This is a genomic window from Pseudoalteromonas peptidolytica, assembly GCF_012641745.1.
Classification (GTDB): domain Bacteria; phylum Pseudomonadota; class Gammaproteobacteria; order Enterobacterales; family Alteromonadaceae; genus Pseudoalteromonas; species Pseudoalteromonas peptidolytica.
The window spans coordinates 1-23,640 of the sequence record NZ_WEHZ01000044.1; the positions used below are offsets into that span (position 1 = coordinate 1).

A 23,640-nucleotide genomic window follows, 5' to 3' on the forward strand; every position below is an offset into this window, starting at 1 on the left:
ATGCTCAAGCAGTGTGAATGCGGCTTACCGAGTCAACGCAGCAAATTGAAAACCGCTGGCTGGAACGACAAATTTAGGGCACAGGTATTCTTTGGTTTATAAGTAATCAAAGTATGCTCCGCCCCTGCTTTCTCGGGAATGATAATATCTACTGGAAAATAGTCCCCCCAACGTGCATATACAGCCAGTATGATATCCGCAGCGGAAATTTGATCGCCCCCTAAAAAAGCTTGCTGTGCGAGCTTTTTCTCGACCAACACCCATAATTCGTTGATGGCAACCGCTGCTGCTTCTAAAAATGGCTTGCGTGCATGCTCATCAGCGATTGCGCCTGTGGTAAAAAATAGGCGGTTGTAAGCCGGGTGCATCGTGGCATTGGCAAAAAGAAGGTTTTCTATTGCTTGTTGCTTATGAAAAACATCAGCTTGAGGAAGAAGGTTATTTTCGTGTTTATTGAGTAGATAAAGTAGGATTGCTGCTCCTTCTACTAACGTGTTTCCGCCATCGTTAAGAACTGGGACTTTACCTGTTGGGTTAATGGCTAAAAAGTTATCTACACCGCGTTTGTCAACAAGTTCAAAGGGTTGCTTTAATTCTCTTAGTATGACCTGTGTTGCTAGCGCACAAGCACCCGGTAGGTAATATAACGTATACATAGTTGCTTTCCTTATTTGCTTCTTGGCTAAAAGATATGCTCAGTGTATAAACTTGATAATGTTTGATATATAGCTACAGTGAGAACCAAGAGTTCACATAGTGGAAACAATTATCAAGGAAAGTATGAACAAGCTACGAGCGATAGAAATGTTTGTAAAACTGACTGAGGTACGCAGTTTTACTCGTGTTGCAGAGCAGTACAATACGTCTAAATCCATGGTCAGTAAGGAGATCAGCCGACTAGAAGCTGAGCTTGGCGCGCGGCTTATACACCGCACCACACGTAATTTGCAGCTTACGCACGTGGGAGAAGGCTATTTGCAACGGGCAAAAGATATTCTCAATAAGTTAGAAGACGCAGATACCTTTGTTCAAGAGTCACAGCAAGCACCCAAAGGCAAGTTAAAGGTAAATGTGCCAATGGTGCTTGGGATCACTGACTTGGCTGCAATGTTTGCTGATTTCATGCAAGCGCATCCAGATGTCGACCTCGAAATACATTTAGGAGATGAGGATGTCGACTTAGTAGAGCAAGGGTTCGATTTAGGCTTTCGGGCTTCTAGTCGCCCGTTTGACTCAAGCTATATAGGTAAGGAAATTACTCGATTTACTTATCATGTATGTGCATCAAAACAGTATTTAGAGTGTCATTCCGCTATCCATTCAGCACAGGATTTAGTGCATCATAATTGTTTTGAATACAGTTATTCAAAACGTAAAAATTTATGGCCACTAGACGACGGTGTGCGAGTAAAAGGCCCTCTTAAAGTGAATAATGTTCTTTTTATGCTGCAAGCAATTAAAAGCCACTTGGGCGTCGGTTTTTTACCTGAATTTGCTTGCAGGGAAGCGCTTGATAAGGGCGAAGTTGTGAGTATTTTACAGGATGCAAAAAAGCCTAAGTTAACTTTATATGCGCTATATCCAGCACGCCAATTTGTGCCAGCTGCGGTACTTCAGTGTATCGAGTTTTTACAGGCTTGGTTTAAACGAGAAGGGCACTGACTATATAACCTAAGCTGCGGATAATTAATGCCTTTCTAGCAGCCAGTTTTACTCCTTCAAATTGAGCGAGTATTAAGTCAAATTGGTATAACTACGGGTTTGGATGATGGAACAGTCAATGAAATGTGATAAGCAAAATACCAATGGAAAAATAGGTTTGGGGCTGGCTATCGGGGTGGGATTGGTGCAGCGGTGGGCGTTGCATCTAGGCAAATCATGTACACCTTACCTATCGGCATTGCGATGGCAATCTTGATTGGCCGTAAGTATTTTTAATCCTTTTTGACACTTGATGCGTATCTGTGGTTCCGATTAAAAGACAACAAGATTAAGTAAGTGCAATTTAGTGACTCAGAAATTTCCAGGATCATAGAAATGGCGTGGGAAGATAGAACGCCATTTGAAGCTATCGAACGACAGTTTGAACTGAGTGAGCCTGAAGTGATCAAGCTAATGCGTAGCAGCCTAAAACCCAGTAGTTTTAAGCTCTGGCGGCAACGAGTAAGTGGGCGCAACACCAAGCATGTTAAACTTAGAAGCAAAGCGGTCAATCGCGGGTATTGCAAAACCCAATACAAACAAAGGTAACTCTGTATCCATACCTTTGATTTTTACTCTTTTCTTTACCGAGGGTCGCTTGCAAGTAAGCCGTAAAGCGCAGAATCTGATACGTCGCCAGCGATTTCCCAGCGAGCGCGCAAATGTCCCTCTTTAGTAAACCCAAGTTTTGCGAGTACTTTGGCTGAGCCAATATTAGCGGGATCAATTTCCGCCTCAATGCGTCTTAACTTTAGTGTTGAAAAGGCATAGTCAATGAGCGCAGTGCCAATTTCTGGAATAACACCTTGCCCCCATTGAGATTTGGCAATACCAAAGCCAATCTCGGCTCGACGTGACTCTTTATCCCAGCTAAACAGTAAACATTTACCAATTAATGCTTTATCACCTTTTGAAACGATGGCCAATGTGAGCGCTTTTTGAGTGGTCAAATCTTCATGTGATTGCTTAATAAATTGCGTTGCATCATGGAGGCTATCCCAAGGTGGCGTGTTCCAATATCGCATGACGTCTGTGTCTGAGAATATGGCAAATAGCGCTTCGGCGTCTTGTGAGATTAAGGGTCTAAGGGTGAATCGCTCGGTGTCGAGTTTGATTGAAGTTAATTGCAATATCTTTTTCCTTGATAAAAAAGGGCGCAAATTAGCGCCCTTAACAACAAACTGAGCTGCTTATTTATTCGCGTCTTTAACTGCTTTTAGCTTTGCTGCATGGTCAATTTCATAATCTGGCATGTCTTTTTTGCCTTCGATTAGGTAGTTGTCCATCCACCGCATCAAGCGTAAGCTATAGTCGTACTGTGCAGCTACTTTGCGGTTACCGTGACCTTCACCTGGGTAGTAAACTAGGCGTACGTCTTTACCTTGTACTTTCATGTAGCGATAAAGCTCCATAGATTGTGCAGGGTGTACACGTGGGTCATCTTTACCGTGCATGATGAGTAATGGCGTTTTAGACTGGCCTGCCCAGTAGATTGGGCTGCGCTCTAAGTACCATTGCCACTTATCCCAAGGGTAAGAACGAGCATGTACTAAGTACATTTCGTTTGAGATGTCGGTAGTACCAAACTTAGACAGCTGGTTGGTTACGCCAACAAACATCACGCTTGCTGCAAAGTGTTCGGTTAATTTTGTCGCACCCCAAGCTGACGCATAACCACCGTAAGAGCCGCCAGTAATACCAACGCGCTTAGTGTCTACTAAACCGGTATTGACTAGGTATTCTTTCATGTCTACCAAGTCGTCAAACTCTTTACCTGCGTAGTCACCTTGGCCAAGCTTTGAGTAATCAACACCTTTACCTGTTGATCCACGATAGTTTGGATAGAATACCGCATAGCCGCGTGCCGCGCCCATTTGACCTGGATCTGAATAGCTGGTAAGCCAGCCGTTTTTATCATGGCTTTCTGGACCGCCGTGCACTGACATTATCAATGGGTAGCGGGTGCCTTCTTGATAATCCAGTGGGTAAATTAATACACCACCAATTTCAACGCCATCGCGAGCTTTAAAGTTAATAGCCTCTTGCTTTGCAAAGCGCTTGTTATCTAACCATGGGTTAGAGTTTGATAGGCGAGTTGCTTTACTTGAGCGGATCATAAACACTTCATTTGGGTGCTTAGCGGTGTTTGCACGTAGAGCAATTGTTTTGTCTGAATCAGAGATAGATAGATTCGATGCGATGAACTTACCTTCTTTGATAAGCTTCTTGTATTTTTTAGAGCCGACTTTAATTTGGCCTACAAAGCTTTCAGCACCTACGTTTGCAATAAAAGTTAGCTGGTTCTTACGGTTTGACCATTCAAAATCACCAATGTGACCCATAAAGTTCGGGATCCACTCTTCTACTTTACCGCTTTGTGCATCGGCAAGGTATAAGCGACCAGTTGCAGGGTCGTGCTTATCTTCAGCACCTAAAATCGCGATGTATTTACCATCATGAGAAAACTCAGCGGTGCCAAGCTTACCTTCTGTTTTGAACGAAGTGGTGATTTTTTGTGTTTTCGCATCAAGTACATGCCATTGTGACTTCATGTACTTATCATCGATAAGTGCGGTTGGCTGAGTTTTAACGAGCAACTTTGAGGCATCGTCAGCCCAGTTGATTTCACTCACATACCCTTCGATATTAAGAGCCGCTGGGGTCAGCGGTTTTTCAGAAGCCGTAAGGTCAATAATATGAAGCTGTTTGTTTTTTAAACCCAGTTCATATACTTCAGCCATAAAACCAAGTTTTTTCAGCTCTTTTTCTGACTTCTCAGCGGCTGGCATTGCCAGAACAGCTACTTTTTTGCCATCAGGACTTAGGTTATATGAAGAGATCCCTCTGCCTTTTAGCGCAAGTACTTTTTGTGCTTCACCACCGTTCACGGCGATGCGATAAAGCGCACGTTGCTTATCTTCTTTCTTCTTAGTAAGGAAATAAATAAATTGACCATCGGCCGACCAAGAAATGCTTGAAATACTGACTTTTCCGGTGATAAATGGGCGCTCAACACCTTCGTCATCAACTACGTAAAGTTCGTTGTAGTTTGTACCATTTTTGTCAACGTAAAGTTCACGTGGTACTGAGCGTGTAAAAGCAACAAGCTCTCCATCAGGGCTGACAGACGTTGAACTTACCGACTGGATCTTAGGTATATCTTCAATGGTGATAGTATCACTAGCTAGGCTAGCAGCGCTGGTAAAGCCCATCGCTAAAGCCAAAGCAGACTTAAGTAGTTTCATTATTTATCCTGAATTTTACTCACTTGTTGTAGCTGCGATATTCTACTTGTCACGAAAATAAAAACCAATGTTTGCGATTAGTTGCCGGTTAAGGCTGATAAAATGAAGCGGTGGCACTTATAATCCAAAGTTCAGCGCACCTGAGTGCTCGACTTGATATGCACTAAGGTGATTAATCGCATAGGAAACATAACCTTGGTTATCCAAAATATAGATAGATGCACCACAGTGCCCACAAAAACCATGCTCTCGGATTGACTGTGTTTCTGAGCGTGTAGTTACAAACCTTTCCAAAGATTGACTTGAGTTTTCGATAAGGCCATTTGCTTTAATGAACTGTACACCCGTAGAAGCTTGTGTGATGGTGACAGTGGTAAAAATTCGATAGTGGATCTGTCCACAGTGACAAGATGTGCTGATCATGTTGATGTCCTTTTTGTTTGATGTGTTAAGTTTACTTTTTATTTTTAGTTGATATATATTGATTTAATACAAAGACTTTTTCCTAATGAGAAACAATGAGGAAGGAATACGACAAACTTCACTTACTCAAGATATTTTGCTGCGTTGCTGAACAGCACTCCTTTAGTCGTGCAGCTGAGCAGCTTGGCACCACAACATCAGCGGTGAGTAAATCGATTGCACAGTTAGAATCTGTGTATGACCAAGTATTGTTAAATCGCACAACACGCAAACTTGCATTATCGGATGCGGGTAAATTGGTTTACGAGAAAGGAAAAAAGATCCTCCGCGCATTACGCGATTTAGAAGAGGAGGTCGAGCAAGTTGGCGTGCATCATTCAGGGCATCTAAAAATTACCTTCCCAAATACGATTGGTCGTATGCTTCTGAGCCAAATCTGTATCGATTTTCAAAAGTGCTACCCACAAATAAAACTTGAATTAATGTTTACCGCGGCAAATCAGGACTTAATCGAAGACGAGATAGATGTGGCTTTTAGGTTCTCAGCAGCATTGAAAAATAGTCAATTTTATGTGTTGAAATTGCTCAGCGTAAACGCGACGTTTGTTGCTGCTCCTAGTTATCTTGCTGCGCGTGGTAAACCTGCACAGCTTGATGAACTAAGTAGCCATAACATATTGTTATCTAAACTTAATCATGTCGAGGATAGCTGGCATGATGGTACTAAGAGTTATCCGCTTCAAGGTAACCTAATAGCAAACAGCCGTTTTCATATTAGAGAGGCAGTATTGGCTGGTTTAGGAATTGCCATATTGCCGTCTTATTTTTGTCAAAAAGATATAGACTCAGGAGCCTTGGTTGAACTATTTACTGAACTACATAGACCACAAGTTCCTTTGCATGCCATTTATAAAGTGAAGCGAGAGCATTCCGCTAAATTGGATTTATTTTTAGGGTTTGTGCAGGAACGATTATCATCGCGATCAGAACTGATATCTTAATCCCGCATAGTAACGTCGGCCGTTAACATATACTCCGGTTGGTGCGTACTCGTTGCGATCATAGGTATAGATCTGTTCGTCGGTTAAATTAATAAACTCAAATTGTGCATCGAGATTATCACTTAGTTTCACCGTGAGGCTGCCGTCCAATTGGCCGTAATTATCCATCATGGTCTCGCCTACACCGGTGGCAAACTGAGTTCGATAATTATAGCTAAGCCGTACGCTAAATTGGTGGTTTTCGTAGTAAGCAGTGAGGTTAGTGCTGTGTTTAGAGGTGCCAGGCACTTTGTCCCGTAAGCCAACTTCAGCGTTATCACGTTTTCCATCAACGTAGGTGTAATTGGCGATTAGCCCAAATCCGTACGCAAGTGTTTGCTGATAACTTAGTTCAACGCCACGGATACTGCCGCCAGCGCCATTATTGGGTCTATCGATAGACATTAAAATGCCTTCATGACGCTCAAGTTTTCGTTCAAACTCAATAAAGGATTCCACCTCTTTGTTAAATAGCGCGATTGAGGCGAGCCCAGCATCGTCAAAGTACCACTCAAGGCTGACATCAAATTGCGCTGCTCTATATGGATCTAGATTGGCGTTACCACCTTGTCCTTGAGCTTGCGTCACGTTGTAATTGGTGGAGGGCATAAGATGGTGAAATTGCGCTCGTGACATGACGCGTGCAATGGAAAAACGGCTAATTAGGCTCTCGCTTAAGTCAAACTTGATATTGGCACTGGGTAGAATATCGCTGTAATCCCGAGATTCTTCATGCCAAATATAGCTGTCTGGCGCATCGATGGGGGAGGCGACACGCTTAAATGCGCCAGAGTCTTGAAAGGTTTTGACCACTCGAACCCCAATGTTGGCAGCATAGGATTCACCAGCGAGTTGCATTTGACCGTAAGCAGCGGCGGTTTTTTCTGTAATATGAAAACGACTGGCTTTTTCTATTTCTTGTTCAAAATTGAGCGTATTAAAGTCTTTGGCAAGCAGTGCAATATCTGCAAAACTGTACTTTTTTAAAGTGTTGTCACTACCTACGCCGCGCAAATAATCATCCACAAAAGTGCCCGGATAGGCGGCCAGGGTAGTGCCAAGCTCACCGGCTAGACCATCAAGCCCTCCATCTTTGGAGCGATAGCGCAAAAAGTCTCGTTGATGGTCTTTGAATTTAACACCAAATTTAATCGCGTCGAGCTGTTTAAAGTCGATATCGTACGCAAAATCAGCTTGCGCGAAGTATGATTTATCTTTGCCATCTTGGCTGTCATTTCGAGCTTCGGTGATAAACCAGCTTGGTGCATCTAACGGTGAAATACCATAACTTGCAACGATGTTTTTTCGCATTGATGTATCAACATGAAACTGGGTGTTAGCAGAAAATTGTGAGGTGACGTCTTCTTTGGTACCGCCTGAACCTTGGCTTAGACCGACTTGAAACTGGCTTGACCAATAAATGCCATCATAGACCAAGTCTAGGTGGGCACTTTTTGTGCTGACCTGCGAGTCTCGCCAAATGGCTTCCATGCTGGTATTGAACAGTGCAGTTGTGGGTAAATAATGGCCGCTCACCAAAGTAGCATCTTGTACTTGTAAATGGGTTACCCCGCCGCCTAGGTCAATAGACTTTGCACTTTGCCAGAGAAAGTTTTGATTGTTATTGTCTGCGTTTAGATGAGAATAAAGTAAGTGACTATTTAATCGAAGCCGCGGGGAAAGCTGGAACGCGGCATTGACTGTATAAGCGTGCAACTCTCTTTGCTGCTGAAAAATCGCAGATCCCCCCCCCCCTGGAAACCATAACGTCTGGCTTTTATTTTGTGGGCTCTGCTGGGTGGCATACCAAGTATCATTATCACCTTGGTATAACGTCCTATCGTGCCATCCCCAAGATTCTAAGCCGTCGCGCCTGAGGCTGCGATCTCGTCGTGTCGCAGTAAAAAGCACTGCATAATCGCCACTTTTGCTATGGTAGTTGTAAATTGCAGATAGTTGTGGGTCGAGTTTATCGCTTAAGTCACTGTATTGGAATTGGGCTGTTGTAACGCCATAGCCTGAAGGTGTAAACAGAGGGTCGCGGGTTTTTATATTGATTGCGCCACCTAGTGAGCCTTCATCCTGCATAGCTTGTGGTGTCTTGAATACCTCTAGGCTGGAAACGATTTCACTGGGTAATAAGATAAAGTTAAAACCTCGGCTTGGCTGACTTGAGATCCACCAGTCAGCCGAGGCGAGATATTGGCCATTCAAATAGGTTCTATTTTGCTCAGGGGTTGTGCCGCGCACGCCGATCCGTTCACCTTCACCTTGTGCTCGAGAGAGTGAGATACCAGTGATCCGTTGCAGCGCCTCTGCGACGTTTTTATCCGGAAACTTCCCGATGTCTTCAGCACTGATCGTATCTGAAACTTGTTGATTGTGGCGTTTATTACTGAGAGACTTGACAACGCTGTCATGGAAGGCACGAATTTCGATGCGTTCTATGGAGTTTTCAGCAGCCTGATTTTGCTCAACGGCATCACTTGCAGTTGTAATAAATAATACACAACAAGAAACGGTTCGGATGAGAGATGCTGACATTGTGCTCAACTTATAATACGAGTAAGTTACCTTTAGTTAATACTCATAATACGCTTTTATTACGAGCCTAACCATAGTTTCACAAATTTTTAGTGGTTGATGATTGAAAGCTTAGATAAACGTTTTTTAATCAATGAGATACTTGTTGACCTGGGTAATTTATCTGTATGTGTTGACGGTTCTTGGAGAAGCATCGAAGCGAAGCATGCTGAACTATTGCGTCTGTTGATTGCCAATAAGGGGCAGGCGGTCAGTCGGGAAGTCATTTTAGACACGGTGTGGCCGGGTACTATTGTCAGTGATAATTCTGTGAGCCAGCTGGTGGTACAGCTACGTAAGCTGCTTGGTGACAGCTCAAGCGAGTCAAAAATAATTAAAACAGTACCGCGCCTAGGTTATCAGTGTATTGCGCAAATTGAAAAAGCTCCGACGTTACTTGAGCAAATAGAGGAGCTGTCTCGTGGGCGCGGTGTACAGTTTGCTTTGCTCGGATTTTTTATTGGTTTACTGGTAACTGTACTTGCGTTATTCATCGCTGAGCAGTGGCAAAGTGACGTGCAACAAGATCCAGTCTCTGCTACTCGGATCACGTCCTCCCCGGGTGCTGAAGTGTTTGTTAGCTTTTCTCCAAATGGTAAATATTTGGCATACAGCTATTTAGCAGAAGGCGCTGATCAGTTTGATCTTGCAGTCTATGATCTTGAGACCAAAACAACCCATACCATTAAAAACAGTGGGTATAGTGAAGAGTCGGCAAGCTGGTCTTTAGATGGTAATTGGCTGATTTATTCGCGTTCGGATCCGGTTTCCTGCGAAGTACGGGCGTTACACGTCAAAGGCCCAATAGAAATGTGGCGACTCGCGCGCGATAGCGTGCTTGGCAATTGTAATAGTGCACAAGACTCAGCGCCTTGGTTTGAATATCGAGCAGGCCATTTTATCACTAAATCTTGGGACAAAGCCGGAACCTATCTGCAATCTGTAGAGGTTACTTTTGCAGACAATAACCCTATGGTGATCAACATCGTTGCGTTACCTATTCGCGACGTAACACATTACCAAGTGGATCAACAAACGCTGTTGTATCAGATAAAAGAGCAGGGGGTTTATCAGCTCAACCTAAATCAACTTACAGAGTCTGAAAACCAAAAAATCACGCTCTCTAAACAGTCTTTTTCCGCGCTGAGCCATGGGTATCAGGACGATACTATCATGCTTGCCAAACAAAACTTGAGTGTACTTAAAGGTCGCGTTCAACAAGTTTTATACTCTGGATTTGGCGTGATATCTGAAATTGATGTAAATGCGCAGTTACGTGTTTCGGCGCACACTGAGGGGGTAGCTGAGATAAACTATTATCAGCTTGACGTAGACTCACGAAACAAAGCGGCGCAAAAGCAGTTAACGTCACCCGCAAGGATGGATTTACTTGCTGCTTTATCTGGTGATGGTGCGCATTTTGTGTATGCTTCGGTGACAACCAAAAATAATGATGCGCCACAATTTGAGTTGTGGCATAAACATGCTTTTCGACCAACGTCTAGTTTGCTTGGAACCATGCCCCAGGGGGAAGTGCCTATTCTGTTATTACTTTCGCCTAATAACGAGTATCTCGCTGTATTATCAAAGTCGCATAAAGTGTATTTAATCAGCTCTTTTATTAAAGAAGTTAAAAAAGTAGTTGATAACTTTACCGAAATTGCTGATTTGCATTGGTCACAGGATGGTAGAAAGCTGTATTATCGAGCGAAGCCTGCTATGGAAGCAAAATGGCAGGCATGGCAATTTACCGTATCTCAAGGGCGCAGTGAGCAACAGCCCTTGGCGACTTATTTCCCTGATCTACCTCTTACTCATAAGAATTCTAGTTTTGTAGGGTATAAAGAACAAGTCAGGGAATACCTAATTACGGCACTCGCTGAGATATTTGATATTGAGCAGTTACGCGGATCTTTATCGCTCTACCAACCGGCGGTTTATAGAGATGGAGTTTACTTTGTACTAAAAAGAGGTCATCAATTGGTGCTTTACCGCTATTTAAGTAGTGAAAATAAGGTTGAAGAAATTCAACCTATTGGATTACACCTTTATGCAGGGGTTAGCGAGCTACAGATACTAGCAAGCTTTGATGGCAGGCACGTAATATTCAATCGGATCAACAACTATGAAAGCGACATCGTGTTATTGGAGTACGGTAACAGGTGAAGACATTAATGTTGAGAAGCGCTAAATAGATGTTGTTAGTTAGCAAGCTTTTGCAGGAATAAGTGTATTGCATGACTACTCCAATTGCGCTGAGATGCTGACTTTAATGCTTGAGAAGCAAGCTTTTTGGCCTCTGCCTGATTCTCTGCAAGCCGTGCCAAAAGTAGCAGCAGCTCAGGGTGTTCGGGATCGATGATGAGACCATGGCGCAGCCAAGCCTTGGCCTGAGCTTTATCGCTGAGGCGAGTTAAATACGTATTTACTAATAACAGTGTGGCGCGTAAATGGCCGTTATTCGATGCCTCGATGAGTACCTGTAGTGCATGAGGAACATCTTGAGGTTCACCGGTGTTAAGCAGCACAGTTGCTAAACGATATTTTGCAATATCCATGGTCTGTGCTGCGTGTTCGAGCCAGAGTACACCAAGCTGATGTGCTCCTGCATTAATAAGCTGAGTAGCTAAGCGATATTGTGCCAAGTCCAAGCCATTTTTGGCGGCAGCGAGATAGAGCTCATTCATCGGTTCGTCAGAACGCCAATGGTAGCGCAGTAACTGATAGGCGTTGTACTCTTTCATACTCAACCAGTTAGCAATATAGTATTGTACTTGCGCCACACCACGCTCCGCAGCGTCGATATTCTGCCTTAGTTGTTTTTCGTAAGCCTTTTTTTGAATAGCCAAAGTTTCGCGATATTGCTCATCTTTATGCGTTGCAAAGTGGTAGATCAACGTGTGTGCTTGTTTTGAACCCGTATATCGCCACTTCTCCACAGCATTTAGCAGACTTGCAGTAAATACATGTCTTGGGTAGCTGTCAATAACCTCAATATTGGTTGCTTTACCGCTTTGGTCGATGTCAAATTCCAACCAAACCCAGCCTTCAATCCCTTGTCTTACCGCTTCATCTGGATATTCAGGTAAAACATCGTGGGTTTTACTCAGTGTTGGTGTAGTACTGTGTTGTTTAAGCTTAGTGAGCGTTGAATCAAGCAAGTAGGTGTTTGACAAGCGGCTTTTTTGAAGTTTTAAAAAGTCCTTTAGACCACTTTGGTCGTTTGACTGTTGCAAAACAAGTTGTGCAGTTTGGAATGCTTCAGCGATACCAAACTCTTTAGCCAATGAAAACCAAGCAAAGGCATTTGCAGCACTTTGTTCGGTGCCTTGCCCATACAAGTACATCACCCCAAGATTATACATAGCGTCAGCATTTCCTAATTGCGCTAAGCGACTGAATTTTGAAAATGCGAGAGTAAATTCTTCGTTTTGATAGGCAAGAGTGGCGTCGTAAAGATCGGCTTTTGTTAGCCAGCTCATACCTAGAAAAAATGAAAAAATAAGCCCAGAAATGAGATTGTTGCGCATTTTATTGATTACTCATCCTTGGCCTGCTCTGTGGGGTTGCTATGGTCATTTTTAATACGCTATATAACCATAATATAAAGGAAATTTAAATAATAAAAGCTGATAGCAAATGCTATCAGCTTTTTGGAACTCCGGGCAGGGAGTTTACTAAGTCGAACCTGTGTTAGCTTGGAAGCGACTTAATTAGAGTCATGAAACTATTCCTATGCAACTAGTAAGACCAGATTTAGTGGTAAAAGTTTCATTCACTTTTCAGAGTTAGAAGTTAAATCTAACTCCTGCGCTAAAGCGCCTTCCATCGGCATAAACACCGGTCAGTGCTTGTTCAACTCCCTCTTCCTGATAGCTAAATGTATGTTCATCCGTCAAGTTGATGGCCTCAAGAATAAACGCCACATTCTCGTTGTAGTTATAGGTAAGGTTGGCATCTACTTGACCATAATCGTCAATGTATCCTGGCCAGTCTCGACCGGTATCATACCCTGTTCTGAAGTTGTATGAGATGCGAGCACTAATGAATTCGTTTTCATAATAAGAACTTAGGTTAACGGTATGCTCAGAGTTACCAGGGATAGTGATGTCGTTACCTTCATCATCTTTTGCTTCACCATCAACATAGGTATAGTTAGCGGCAACGCCAAAACCTTCGTATAGCTCTTGTTGATAACCGATTTCTAGGCCTTGAATGCGGCCTGCTTTCCCATTAACAGGGCGGCTGATCAGCACTTCTTTACCTTCGTGAGTTTCAAGTGCTGGTTGGCTCTCGATAAACGACTGAATATCTTTGTAGAAAAATACCGCAGAAAAAAGGCCTGCGTCGCTAAAGTACCACTCGATACCGGTATCAAACTGCGTCGCTCGATAGGGGTCGATGTCAGGGTTACCGCCAGTGCCAGTTTGTGTTTCTAGGTTGTATGAAGTTGATGCGGTCATATCGGCGTAATCTGGGCGAGACATAACTCGTGCCGCAGAAAAGCGCATTAATAAATCATCATCTAAGTCAATTGCCAAGTTAATGCTTGGAAGAATGTCGAAGTAGTCCTTTTCTTCAGTTGTCCAGACCTCAGCACCTGACTCACCTGCAAACGCGGATGAGGTTTGTTTGGTATTTACAAGTCTTACACCTAAATTACCGCGTAGACCATCTGCATCCAGATTCGCTTTAATGTAGCCTGCGGTAATTTTTTCATTGATATCGAAAGTACTGGCCTTCAATACTTGGTAATTCCAACCTAGTGCATCACCTTCTTGGCGTATTTTGTCCGGATCAGTAATCGCATAGCTGCGTGTTGTGCCTGAAGAGCCTATGCCTGATAGATAATCAGATGGCATGGCTTTGGAGTAGTCAGCCAAACTCCAGTTTAAGTCGGTACGATTGTCTGTGGTGTGTTTGGTATTAAAGCGGCTGTGGTCACGGTATTTAAAGCCGACTTTGATCTGGCTGAAGATGGCAACATCAATTGGACGCTTAAAATCGGCTTGAAAGTAAGTTTCATCATCTTTGGCATCATTACTGTCATAGCGTAAAAAACCTAAATTCCACTTCTCTCCGTCGTTTGGAGCGGCGGCATAACTGGTTTTTACATCTTCTACTTGTGACGTATCAAAGCTGTGAACATAATTACCTTCCCAGCCAACGGAGCGATCAGCTTGCGACCCCCCCGAACCTTCTGTGTAACCTAAGTGATATGACGATTCCCAAAGTTGTCCTTGATGTTCAACTTTTAAGTCGTACGACTTGGTTTTGAGCTCAGAGTTACGTACTTTGGTCTCATCCAGAATATTATTGGCATTTGGAGATAAGCCAAGCGTACCACCAACGGCCATTTTGCCAACGACAGGGTGGTCGATAACGGTAATGTCAGTGTATTGTGAGCCGCCGTAACCGGGTAACCAAAGGAAGTTTTGGTTTTCATTATCAGCTTCTAGTGTAGAGTCTAAGGCATTGAATACAATGTCCATATTTTCACTTGGACGATATTGCAAGGCGAGGTTTATGCCTGTGCGTACGCGCTGCTGTGAGAACATGGCTGAGCCCCCACCGCCAGGGCTGTAGACATTGTTGACGACAGTACCATCTTCAAGTGTGATATCACGATAGGTCCAAGACCATGCTTCAATACCATCGCGGCGCAAGTTACGTTCTTGGCGAACAACAGAAATTAATGCACCAAAAGATTCATCATCGGTTTTAAAGTTGTACATAGCGGATAGTTGCGGATCGGTTTCACCTGATACTTCGCTGTGCTGTGCGATAATTGAACCTGCAATTTTATTTGCCTCTAACTCAAGTGGCTTACGTGTTCTCACAATCACGGTGCCGCCAATAGAACCTTCATCAATATCGGCTTCGGGTGATTTGTAAACTTCAAGCCCAGAAATAATTTCTGAGGGTAACATTGTATAGTTAAAACCACGACTCGCCGCTGAGTTGGTCCACCAATCTGCTGAACCAACGGCTTGACCATTTAATAAGGTTCGGTTTTGGCTTTCACCTGTGCCTCGAATGCTAACGCGCTCACCTTCACCAAAACTGCGGGTGATTGAAACACCGGTAATGCGTTGTAGCGATTCGGCAACGTTTTGATCTGGAAATTTACCAATATCCTCGGCAGTTACTGCATCGACAATGGCGTCAGAGTATCTTTTAGTATTGAGTGATTGAACAACGCTGCCACGGATCCCTCTGACTTGAATAACTTCAACTTCACCATTTTTAGCTGCTTCTTGATTATTGCTCTCTTCAGCGAGCGCTATACCTGGTGCAAAAAGTACCGAGCCGAGCAAAGATTGGCTGATTAAGACTACTAGTTTTTTCTTATTATTGCGAAACATACATTCCCCTTGAGTGCCTATACCAATTAGCCTTAATACTTGCTCAGTCTGAAGGAGTAAATCTAACGCTAACTGCGTTAAAAATTTCTTATTTAGAGCAACTAAATAGCAAAATTCTTGCCTTGTTATCGACAAAGTTTTCTCGCCTCAAAATAGACCACTTAGTTAAGATAATTGGTATTACTTGTGATTGAGAGGTTGACCTCGAGAAAGATTAAACACCAGCGGGGTTTGTTAAATCTTGAATTGAAATGAATAGTTGTGAATTCAATGGATTTCTACTTCAATAATTACCATTGTACTGAAATATATAGATATAAAATAAGTTAAGTTGGAGGTTTTGTAGTTTAAGTTAAGTTTACTTGAATGATTTTGCTTAGTCTTTTGTTAACATTCACAACTACAAAGAACTGGAAAGTCACCTTTCCAGTTCTTTTTACACGTTATAAGCTCTTTTTAGGTGGCAGCACAACGTTTGAGAAGATAAGGCCAGCAATAAGAGACATAAATATTAAGAAGGTTTGTTGGCCAATATGATCCGCATGGACAAAGCTTTGGCCTTCGATCAGTGAATTAAGTCCAATATAAGTTTTAGAACCAGGGACCAGTACAATCAAACCTTGCATTGCAACAATAGAAGCTGGAGCGTTGACAACGCGGTTAAAGATATTGCTAAAGACACCCACTGCAAATGCACCGACAAACGTACCAAGTGCGTAGTCAAAGTAAACCGCAGAGCTGATGCTTGCTGCATAAGCAATAAAACCTGATGCTAGCGACCAACTCGCATGTCTTAATTTAGTTCTAAATATCACCACAAGACTGCTACAAAGCAAAAGCACAGCAAGCCACGCTGTCCATCTTGGTAATGGTAGGGGTTGGACAAAATCAACTTTCCCGAATAACGCAAACCCTAGCGTGATACCTAAAAAAGCACCAAAATAGAGCTTAAACAGCAACATGATCGAGTCCATGACTCGAGCGGTTCCAGAGACCAAATGCCGAGCTGATAATTCAGCAAATCCAAGTGCGAGTGCTAACCCTGGAATAAACACGATAATCGCCGATAGCACAACCAAACGGATATTTATTTGTGGATCGATATACACAGAGACTGCGCAGGCAGCTACAGCCGAAACAATGGCAACCAAAGGCTCAAGCATATGGGTCACGCGCTTGGAGATACTCGCCCAAAGTACAAACAAAAACACCAACAAGGAAAGTAATGCTGACCACACGACGTCGTTCCAGCTGGTGCCCATTAGCATTGCGAACGCACCACCAGAAGTAGCAAAAGCAAGTCCAGTGAGGAGTTTATTATATGGGGGCTGGGCATGCAAAATGGCTTCGAGGCATTGCTCGGCCTCTTGCAGTGATAACTCTCCGGATAGCACTCGAGTTACTACGCCATCAGTATCAGCAAGCGAGCCTAAGTCATGATCGCCTGGGTCAACCCGTGCCACATGAGTGTACTCTTCTTCATGACCTTCAGTCCAAATCACAAATGTGACGGATGTTGGGGACATAACAAAAGAAGACTTTAACCCTAAGTGAGTGGCAACTTCCATTAAGTGTGCTTCGAGCCGATAGGCAGGGGTGCCGTATTTATGAAGCATTTTGCCTAACTTCACAATAAAGCGGCGTTTCTCTGTAAAGGTTGCGTTATTCAACGAAAGAGAACCTTAAATGTGTACTACCAGTCGGTTTCAAATACGATTGGTAAAAGTGTTAAAAAACAGGAGTATGACAACAAAAGTAACGTTGTGCCAAGTATAAACTCGCCATTCTAGTATGGTACATCTATTTGCTTTTACTAGATTTATTTAATACCAATTATCTTTAATACTTGCTTGATTTGAAGGAGTAAATCTGAAGCCAACTGCGTTAAAAATTTATTATTTAGAACATATAAATAGCAAAATTTTTGCCTTGCCTATATGGATGTAGGTACCTTAGCGATAGCAGGACGCGGTAGCGGAGTTATCGAAAAGATTTACTCACCTCAAAATAGACTACAGTATTAAGATAATTGGTGTAAGTCGACATCAGTCACTTGTGCATATTTCCTAAATGTAAATATAGACGGCTGAGATTGCTGCGAATTCTATCCAGATTCTCAACAATGTCTATAGGTTTGGCCGCAAATATTTGCATTTTTTTAAAATGTAATTTGATAGTAATCAAAGCGCTTGTCTATACGCCGATTTCGCATATTTGCGAAGAATCCCTCAATTGAAGCGTTACATCGACTATGGTTGTCGCCGCAGGAGTTGTGCCACTGAGCTGCTCTGAGAGGGTTTGACAAGTGCGTCTACATATCTCGTTAATATCTATTTTTACACTACTCAAGGAGGGGGTCATAAACTGAGAATCAGCAAAATCATTGAAACCAATCACTTTTATATCTCTACCTGGTGAAAGTCCAATCTCCCGCATCGTATCTACAACGCCATAGGCTATAAAATCACTAAAACACATAACTGCATCTATATTACGATGAGTTTCGATCAGTTGTTTGAATGCCTTTTTGCCGGCTCGACGGTTATTTTGGACGTCAATAACAGTCGCCTGATGCTTAACGTGGTGTGATGTTAATGCACTTTGAAAACCCGCCAGTTTAGCCTGGTACTCAAAGCAGTCTTGCTCACCAAGTGCAGCAATATGTCGAGCTCCAACTTCAATCAAGTGAGAAGTTGCAAGGTGAGCCCCCTTTTTGTTGTCGGGCAGAATCGAGGGTGCTTTGGCAAAAGCAATTTCTCGCATTATTGTGATGACTAAAAAACCGGAGTCATAAAGATTGTCTAGCCACTGTCGGGAAGTACCTTTGGCAGGGATCATAATGAAGGCAGAAACATTATATTCTTTAAATGCCTGTACCGCTTGCTGTTGACGTTCAATACACTCGTTCGTACTCACCAGCATGGGAACCATACCTAACGTATATACCTGCTTTTCGAGTTCAACAGCTAGTTGTGCGCACAAAGGACAAGTTAAGTCATTCATCACCAAGGCAACTAAATTGGTACGCTTACTTCTAAGTGCAGCAGCCTCTCGGTTGTAGACATAGCCCAGCTTTTCAATTGCATGTAGCACTTTGGCTTTGCTTTTATCGCTCACTTTCTCACTTTTAGTAAGCACGAGAGAGACCGTAGACTTTGAAACTTGTGCTTCTTTGGCAACATCAAAGATGGTGACATTAGCGCGTTTTTTATCATTTTTCATGCTAATTAACCTGAACTTCGGATCATGAATACTTTATCTAGCATCTAGATGTGATGCTAACGGCGCTGAGTTTACTCCTTCAAATTGAGCACGTATTAAGTCAAACTGGTATTATCTGTATCAAAATTTTCAGATCGACCAGACTCACCAACAGCGATTTTTCAGGGTTAATGGTACCGCAAGTTTTCTTTACATAACATCGCAAATCTGTGCACATTTTCCAAAAATCATTATATGATCGCACAATGAACGCCCAAGATAGGTGAATACAGTGAAATTATTAAAAAAAGTTGCATTTATCATAATGATAACTGCCGTATCACAAACGGTATTTGCAAATGAACAAGGCTATATGAGGCCTTCTTCAGAACTTGCTAAGTTAGTTGATGCTCCTCTCATTCCAGCTTCAAAGTTGAGCGCTAACGGAAAATGGCTTGCGCTAATGCAGCGTAATCGAGTCCTTTCTCTTGAAGAGCTAGGTACACCGGAAAAAGCATTAGCAGGCATTAAATTTAATCCTGAGAGCTTTATGAGAACGTCCAGTCGACAATATAGCTCAATTGAATTTAAACATGTGGATACTGGGGCGCTGATCAAAGTACAGGGTCTACCTGAGGGTAAAATAAAGGCACCTAGCTGGAGTGCAGATAGCCGTTATCTGGCGTTTATTCTTGAGCAAGCGAACAGCTCTACGCTGTGGGCATTTGATATAGAAAAGCGCGCTCTGAAGCAATTAACGCAATCGACTTTAAATGGAATAGTGACCTCAACCCCTTATCAATGGCTGCCTGACAGCACTGCAATTGTTGCAAACATTGCGGTTAACCATGGCAAACAACCGAGCGAGCGTGATAGGTCGCAGTTGGCGCCAATCGTGCAGACAACATCTGGTAAAAAAGCATCGACCAGAACTTATCAAAACTTATTAGCAAGCCCTTATGATATTCAGTTGTTTAAATTTTATGCTGAAGGCCAACTGATAAAAATTAATCTTAATTCAGGTGCCCAAAAAATTGGTAACCCCACCTACTTGAAAGACTTTTCAATCTCTCCTGATTCAACCAATCTAACTGTAGGCATGATGGATGACCCATTTTCTTACCAAGTACCGTATAGCCGTTTCCCTGCGGTATGGCAGGTGTGGGGCATGAGAGGGTTCCCGCTATTTGAAGTGGCAAGGCAACCTGTTGCAGACGCCTTACCCGCGGGCTTTGACAGTGTGAGAGAAGGGCCTCGTAAAATCCAGTGGCGAGACGACAAAGGGGCAATGCTTATCTGGGCTGAGGCGCAAGATGGTGGTGATATGAGCAAAGATGTTGAATATCATGACTATTTGTACACAATTAGTGCACCTTTCAAAAAAGAGCCTGAATTATTTGCAAAAGTTGAACGACGCTTTGCAAGTATTCAGTGGGCTGATAATAATGTCGCTATTTTAAATGAGTGGCGCTTTTCAGATCGTAGTGTGCGCGCTTCGATATTCTCACCTCGCAACCCAGATATGAACCGCGTGGTGTTTTCAGAGCGAAGTTATAATGATGCCTATAAAGACCCTGGTAATTTTATATATGAAAACAGTGATTTAGGCTCTCGTGTACTGAAGCTAGTTGGTGGTCGTTATTTATTTTTAACCGGCAATGGCGCATCTGATCAAGGCAATATCCCATTTCTAGATCGATTTGACGTAAAAACGAATACATCGACTCGGCTATGGCAATCTAGTGCACCTTATTATGAAAGGGTTCGGGCATTACTCGATGACGAAGGAATGCGGTTTGTTACTGTACGTGAGTCGCGTCAAGAGCAGCCTAACTTTTTTGTCCGTGATTTACAGTTTGATACGCTAGAACAGTTAACAAAGTTTCCACACCCATATCCTGCATTTAAAGGTGTCGTGAAAGAGCAAATCAAATATAAGCGCGATGATGGTGTTGAACTATCGGGTAATTTGTATTTGCCAACCAACTATGATCCCTCTAAAGGCAGAATACCGGTATTAATGTGGGCATACCCACTTGAATATAAAGATAAAGCTGTTGCTTCTCAGGTACGAGAGTCACCTTATCAATTTCCTTATATTGGTTATTGGGGACCCATGCCTTACCTTGCCAAAGGTATCGCTATTTTTGATGATCCAACTATGCCTATAGTGGGAACCGGAGACTCCGAGCCGAATGACACTTTCAGAAAGCAGCTGGTGGCAAGTGCTCAAGCTGCGGTGGATACGTTAGTTGAGAAAGGGATTGCTGACCCTGAGCGTATCGCGATTGCAGGTCATTCATACGGTGCATTTATGGTTGCGAATCTCTTAGCGCACAGTGATTTATTTGTTACCGGTATCGCACGCAGTGGTGCGTATAACCGGACACTGACTCCATTTGGTTTCCAAGGTGAGCCTCGTAGTTTTTGGGAGGCACAAGATGTGTATGCCAATATGTCACCTTTCTTCCACGCGGAAAAGATTAACGAGCCTATGTTAATGATCCATGGTGAGGAAGACCCAAATTCAGGCACTTTCCCAATGCAGTCTAAGCGGATGTTTGCTGCAATGAATGGCTTGGGTGGTAATGCAAGGTTAGTCATGTTACCTGAGGAAGGTCATGGGTATAAAGCACGAGAGAGCATCTTACATGTTCTTTGGGAGCAAGAGCAGTGGCTCGATACCTATTTGTTTCCAGAAAAAGCGCAAGAAGAGATAGAAATGTTGCCTAATGAACCGACTGCTATTGCAACACAGGCTATTGTTGAGCAGTAAACATACTTTCATCTAAGCGCAGTACTGCGCTTAGATGAAAACTAAAAATTCGAGATAATTATTGTTTTGAGTGTATAGAAGGCTTCGCTATTGAAGCCTCTTTATGTGAGTTTATACCAATTTCCTTAATTAAGTGGTCTATTTTGAGGTGAGAAAACCTTGTCGATAACACCGCTTCCGCATCCTGCTCACGCCGAGGTACCGACGTCCTGTAGGCAAGACAAAAATTTCCTATTTAGTTGTTCTAAATAGGAAATTTTTAACGCGGTTAGCGTCAGATTTACTCCTTCAAATTGAGCAAGTATTAAGTCTAATTGGTATTACTCTTTGCTCGATACTGAGCTGCCAACAGATGCAGTGATAACCATCAATATTGCCAGCCATTGCCATACAGTGAGTAACTCTCCCAAAATTAAAAAACCAGCCAATGCAGCAACCGCAGGCTCCACACTCATTAAGATGCTAAAACCTTGTGCTGGCATTTTTCGCAGTGCGACCATCTCTAAACTGTAGGGTAGGGCGCTTGAAAGCAGGCCGATGGCAATCCCTAACGGGATAATTGACCAATCTAGTAAAGCCGTACCTTGGGAGATCACGCCAAATGGCACAATCGCGAGCGCGGCTATACTCATACCAATGGCAACTGTCGCCCCACCAGAACTCTCACTGCCTGAGCGCTTACCATATAAAATGTACCCCGCCCAGCATGCGCCAGCAATTAACGCCAATACGACGCCTATTGGGTCAAGTCCATTTACATCACCCAGATCAGGCAATAGCAGTAAAATGCCCGCAATCGCAAAGGCTACCCACAAATAGTCACGTTTACGTTTAGAGGAAAATAACGCGACCGCGAGTGGTCCGGTGAACTCTAAAGCAACCCCAATACCTATCGGGATACGTTCAATAGCATAATAAAAAGTGATATTCATGCCGCCCAAACACAGACCATATACAATAAGCGGTCGCCAATTTGATGGTAAGTGTCGCCAAGGTTTGAATACTAAGCACAAAATTAACGCTGAAAAGCCAAGGCGATATGCGGTTGTTCCTTCAGGGCCTACGAATGGGAACAGCTGCTTGGCAATAGAAGCACCTGATTGGATTGTTATCATAGCGCACAGTAGACATAAAATCGCGATGATAAAGTCACGGTTAATGAGTGGCATTATGCCCCCTGTAGATAAAAAAGCAGGTAAAGAGTTTGCAGATGGCGTTAGTCTAATCTTCTGTAGTGAGCGGCTCAAATATTTTTGTATATTTTATTCTTTTTATTTTTCAGACTCTCTAAACGTTACCTCTAGGCTGCTTTTAATTGAGGTTTATGTTTTATTTTTTACCTTTATTTTACTTGTGTTGCTGTAAATATAATTGCCACTGGTCTTCGTGTTTCTGCATACTTTTATGTTTTTTCGATTCTTGATGTGATAGCGCATCAACTTCGCTGACAAATGGGCCTGCTCTACAAATAGTACAGTGATTTGGCGCTAAGTAATGTGGCATTTGCAGTTTTGAGGTTATTGGGTGCGAGTGATTTATCGACCAGTAATAGCTGACGCCACTAGTATCCTTTACATGTTTATCTCGATCTACATTACGGATAAGATACTCAGGGAATTGTGAAATATCAAAAGTAGACTGACCGAGGTAACACAAGTCTGTGTTTGTTATCAGGCTCTGCTCTATATTCCACTCAATATAGGGCTTGACGTCTTTAGAGGTGATTATCCCAAGGTTTACACCTGCTGGGTCTAACGCATACTTTGTTGCGTTGAGTAAAAACTTTCTTAGCAACTGGCGATTTAACGTGTTTACGCTTAGTGTTTGCTGCTGGAAGCTTTCATAAGAGGCAAATGCCGGGATCAATGGAAACTGAAATATCACCGCATCAAAGCTTTGCTTAGAGAGCCTATGCCAGCAGCTCGCCTTGGTAACATCAAACTCGGTGATAATATCAATACCAATATTTGCAAGTTTATCAAATGCGTTGTCTTGGTATTTATGTTTAAGTGCACTTTCGCTGTCATAAATACTGGCAGTGAGATGAATTGGCTTTAGGTACTTTGCTAAAGAGTAAGAAAAGCTTAAATCACCATCGCCAACAGTGAGAATACGCCAGTTTTTATCAAGGATCATGGAATTATCTAAATCAGCAAAACGGAGAGTTTACCAAATTAGGCTGGTATCTTGTAGCGGTTGGCTCCTGTCTGGGAGGATTAATACCAATTAATGAATATAATTCGTATAAATTAGATAAAATCGCCGCGGCAGCAAATGTTGCAATACCCGCAAAATAAACAAAGAAA

At 42.8% G+C, this 23,640-nt stretch carries 17 protein-coding genes; 6 read left to right on the forward strand and 11 right to left on the reverse strand.

Annotated elements, in window-relative coordinates; genetic code table 11:
• Positions 1-32: 32 nt before the first annotated feature.
• Positions 33-656: a glutathione S-transferase family protein gene (locus F9Y84_RS20065; protein ID WP_211091698.1), complete on the reverse strand. Its 624-nt coding sequence runs from the start codon at positions 654-656 to the stop codon at positions 33-35.
• 124 nt (positions 657-780) lie between these two features.
• Between F9Y84_RS20065 and F9Y84_RS20070 the strand changes: the two genes are divergently transcribed.
• From F9Y84_RS20070 to F9Y84_RS20080, 3 genes are all read left to right on the forward strand, one after another.
• Positions 781-1,662 carry a LysR family transcriptional regulator gene (locus F9Y84_RS20070; protein ID WP_125251743.1) on the forward strand — a complete coding sequence of 294 codons (882 nt, stop codon included), beginning with the start codon at positions 781-783 and terminating at the stop codon, positions 1,660-1,662.
• A 118-nt stretch (positions 1,663-1,780) separates the two neighbouring features.
• A complete protein-coding gene (locus F9Y84_RS20075; protein ID WP_167508297.1) occupies positions 1,781-1,918 on the forward strand; it encodes a hypothetical protein in 138 nt (45 codons plus the stop codon).
• A gap of 80 nt (positions 1,919-1,998) precedes the next feature.
• A complete protein-coding gene (locus F9Y84_RS20080; protein WP_125251742.1) occupies positions 1,999-2,250 on the forward strand; it encodes a TIGR03643 family protein in 252 nt (83 codons plus the stop codon).
• 35 nt (positions 2,251-2,285) lie between these two features.
• On the opposite strand, the gene F9Y84_RS20085 is transcribed toward F9Y84_RS20080, so the two are convergent.
• The 3 genes from F9Y84_RS20085 to F9Y84_RS20095 form a co-directional block, all read right to left on the reverse strand.
• Entirely contained in the window at positions 2,286-2,831 is a 546-nt protein-coding gene (locus F9Y84_RS20085) for a GNAT family N-acetyltransferase (protein WP_147390856.1), read from the reverse strand.
• 60 nt (positions 2,832-2,891) lie between these two features.
• Positions 2,892-4,946, reverse strand: a complete 2,055-nt coding sequence (locus tag F9Y84_RS20090) for a S9 family peptidase (protein ID WP_128730811.1) — start codon at positions 4,944-4,946, stop codon at positions 2,892-2,894.
• A gap of 117 nt (positions 4,947-5,063) precedes the next feature.
• On the reverse strand, positions 5,064-5,369 hold the full coding sequence (locus F9Y84_RS20095) for a GFA family protein (protein WP_128730812.1): 306 nt from the start codon (positions 5,367-5,369) through the stop codon (positions 5,064-5,066).
• Between the two features lie 95 nt (positions 5,370-5,464).
• On the opposite strand from F9Y84_RS20095, the gene F9Y84_RS20100 reads away from it, so the two are divergent.
• The gene (locus F9Y84_RS20100) at positions 5,465-6,370 is read left to right on the forward strand and encodes a LysR family transcriptional regulator (protein WP_125251738.1); all 906 of its coding nucleotides are present in this window, start codon (positions 5,465-5,467) and stop codon (positions 6,368-6,370) included.
• On the opposite strand, the gene F9Y84_RS20105 is transcribed toward F9Y84_RS20100, so the two are convergent.
• A complete protein-coding gene (locus F9Y84_RS20105; RefSeq protein WP_147390855.1) occupies positions 6,353-8,953 on the reverse strand; it encodes a TonB-dependent receptor in 2,601 nt (866 codons plus the stop codon). The two genes, F9Y84_RS20100 and F9Y84_RS20105, sit on opposite strands and share 18 nt — an antisense overlap.
• A gap of 99 nt (positions 8,954-9,052) precedes the next feature.
• Here F9Y84_RS20105 and F9Y84_RS20110 point away from each other — a divergent pair, with 99 nt between their 5' ends.
• Positions 9,053-11,158: a winged helix-turn-helix domain-containing protein gene (locus tag F9Y84_RS20110; protein WP_147390854.1), complete on the forward strand. Its 2,106-nt coding sequence runs from the start codon at positions 9,053-9,055 to the stop codon at positions 11,156-11,158.
• 35 nt (positions 11,159-11,193) lie between these two features.
• Here the strand turns inward: F9Y84_RS20110 and F9Y84_RS20115 are convergent, their stop codons facing one another.
• The 4 genes from F9Y84_RS20115 to F9Y84_RS20130 form a co-directional block, all read right to left on the reverse strand.
• Positions 11,194-12,522, reverse strand: coding sequence for a TonB family protein (locus tag F9Y84_RS20115; RefSeq protein ID WP_147390853.1), 1,329 nt, complete (start codon positions 12,520-12,522; stop codon positions 11,194-11,196).
• Positions 12,523-12,780: 258 nt separating this feature from the next.
• Complete coding sequence (locus tag F9Y84_RS20120; RefSeq protein ID WP_147390852.1) at positions 12,781-15,357, reverse strand: TonB-dependent receptor; 2,577 nt, start codon at positions 15,355-15,357, stop codon at positions 12,781-12,783.
• A gap of 443 nt (positions 15,358-15,800) precedes the next feature.
• Positions 15,801-17,027 (reverse strand): threonine/serine exporter family protein, encoded by a 1,227-nt coding sequence (locus F9Y84_RS20125; protein WP_125251733.1) that lies wholly within the window; start codon positions 17,025-17,027, stop codon positions 15,801-15,803.
• Positions 17,028-17,550: 523 nt separating this feature from the next.
• The gene (locus F9Y84_RS20130; RefSeq protein ID WP_147391417.1) at positions 17,551-18,579 is read right to left on the reverse strand and encodes a LacI family DNA-binding transcriptional regulator; all 1,029 of its coding nucleotides are present in this window, start codon (positions 18,577-18,579) and stop codon (positions 17,551-17,553) included.
• Between the two features lie 271 nt (positions 18,580-18,850).
• On the opposite strand from F9Y84_RS20130, the gene F9Y84_RS20135 reads away from it, so the two are divergent.
• A complete protein-coding gene (locus tag F9Y84_RS20135; RefSeq protein WP_147391418.1) occupies positions 18,851-21,334 on the forward strand; it encodes a S9 family peptidase in 2,484 nt (827 codons plus the stop codon).
• Between the two features lie 320 nt (positions 21,335-21,654).
• Here the strand turns inward: F9Y84_RS20135 and F9Y84_RS20140 are convergent, their stop codons facing one another.
• Positions 21,655-22,503, reverse strand: a complete 849-nt coding sequence (locus F9Y84_RS20140; RefSeq protein WP_128731660.1) for an EamA family transporter — start codon at positions 22,501-22,503, stop codon at positions 21,655-21,657.
• A gap of 178 nt (positions 22,504-22,681) precedes the next feature.
• A complete protein-coding gene (locus F9Y84_RS20145) occupies positions 22,682-23,470 on the reverse strand; it encodes a class I SAM-dependent methyltransferase (RefSeq protein ID WP_128731659.1) in 789 nt (262 codons plus the stop codon).
• Between the last annotated feature and the right edge of the window lie 170 nt (positions 23,471-23,640).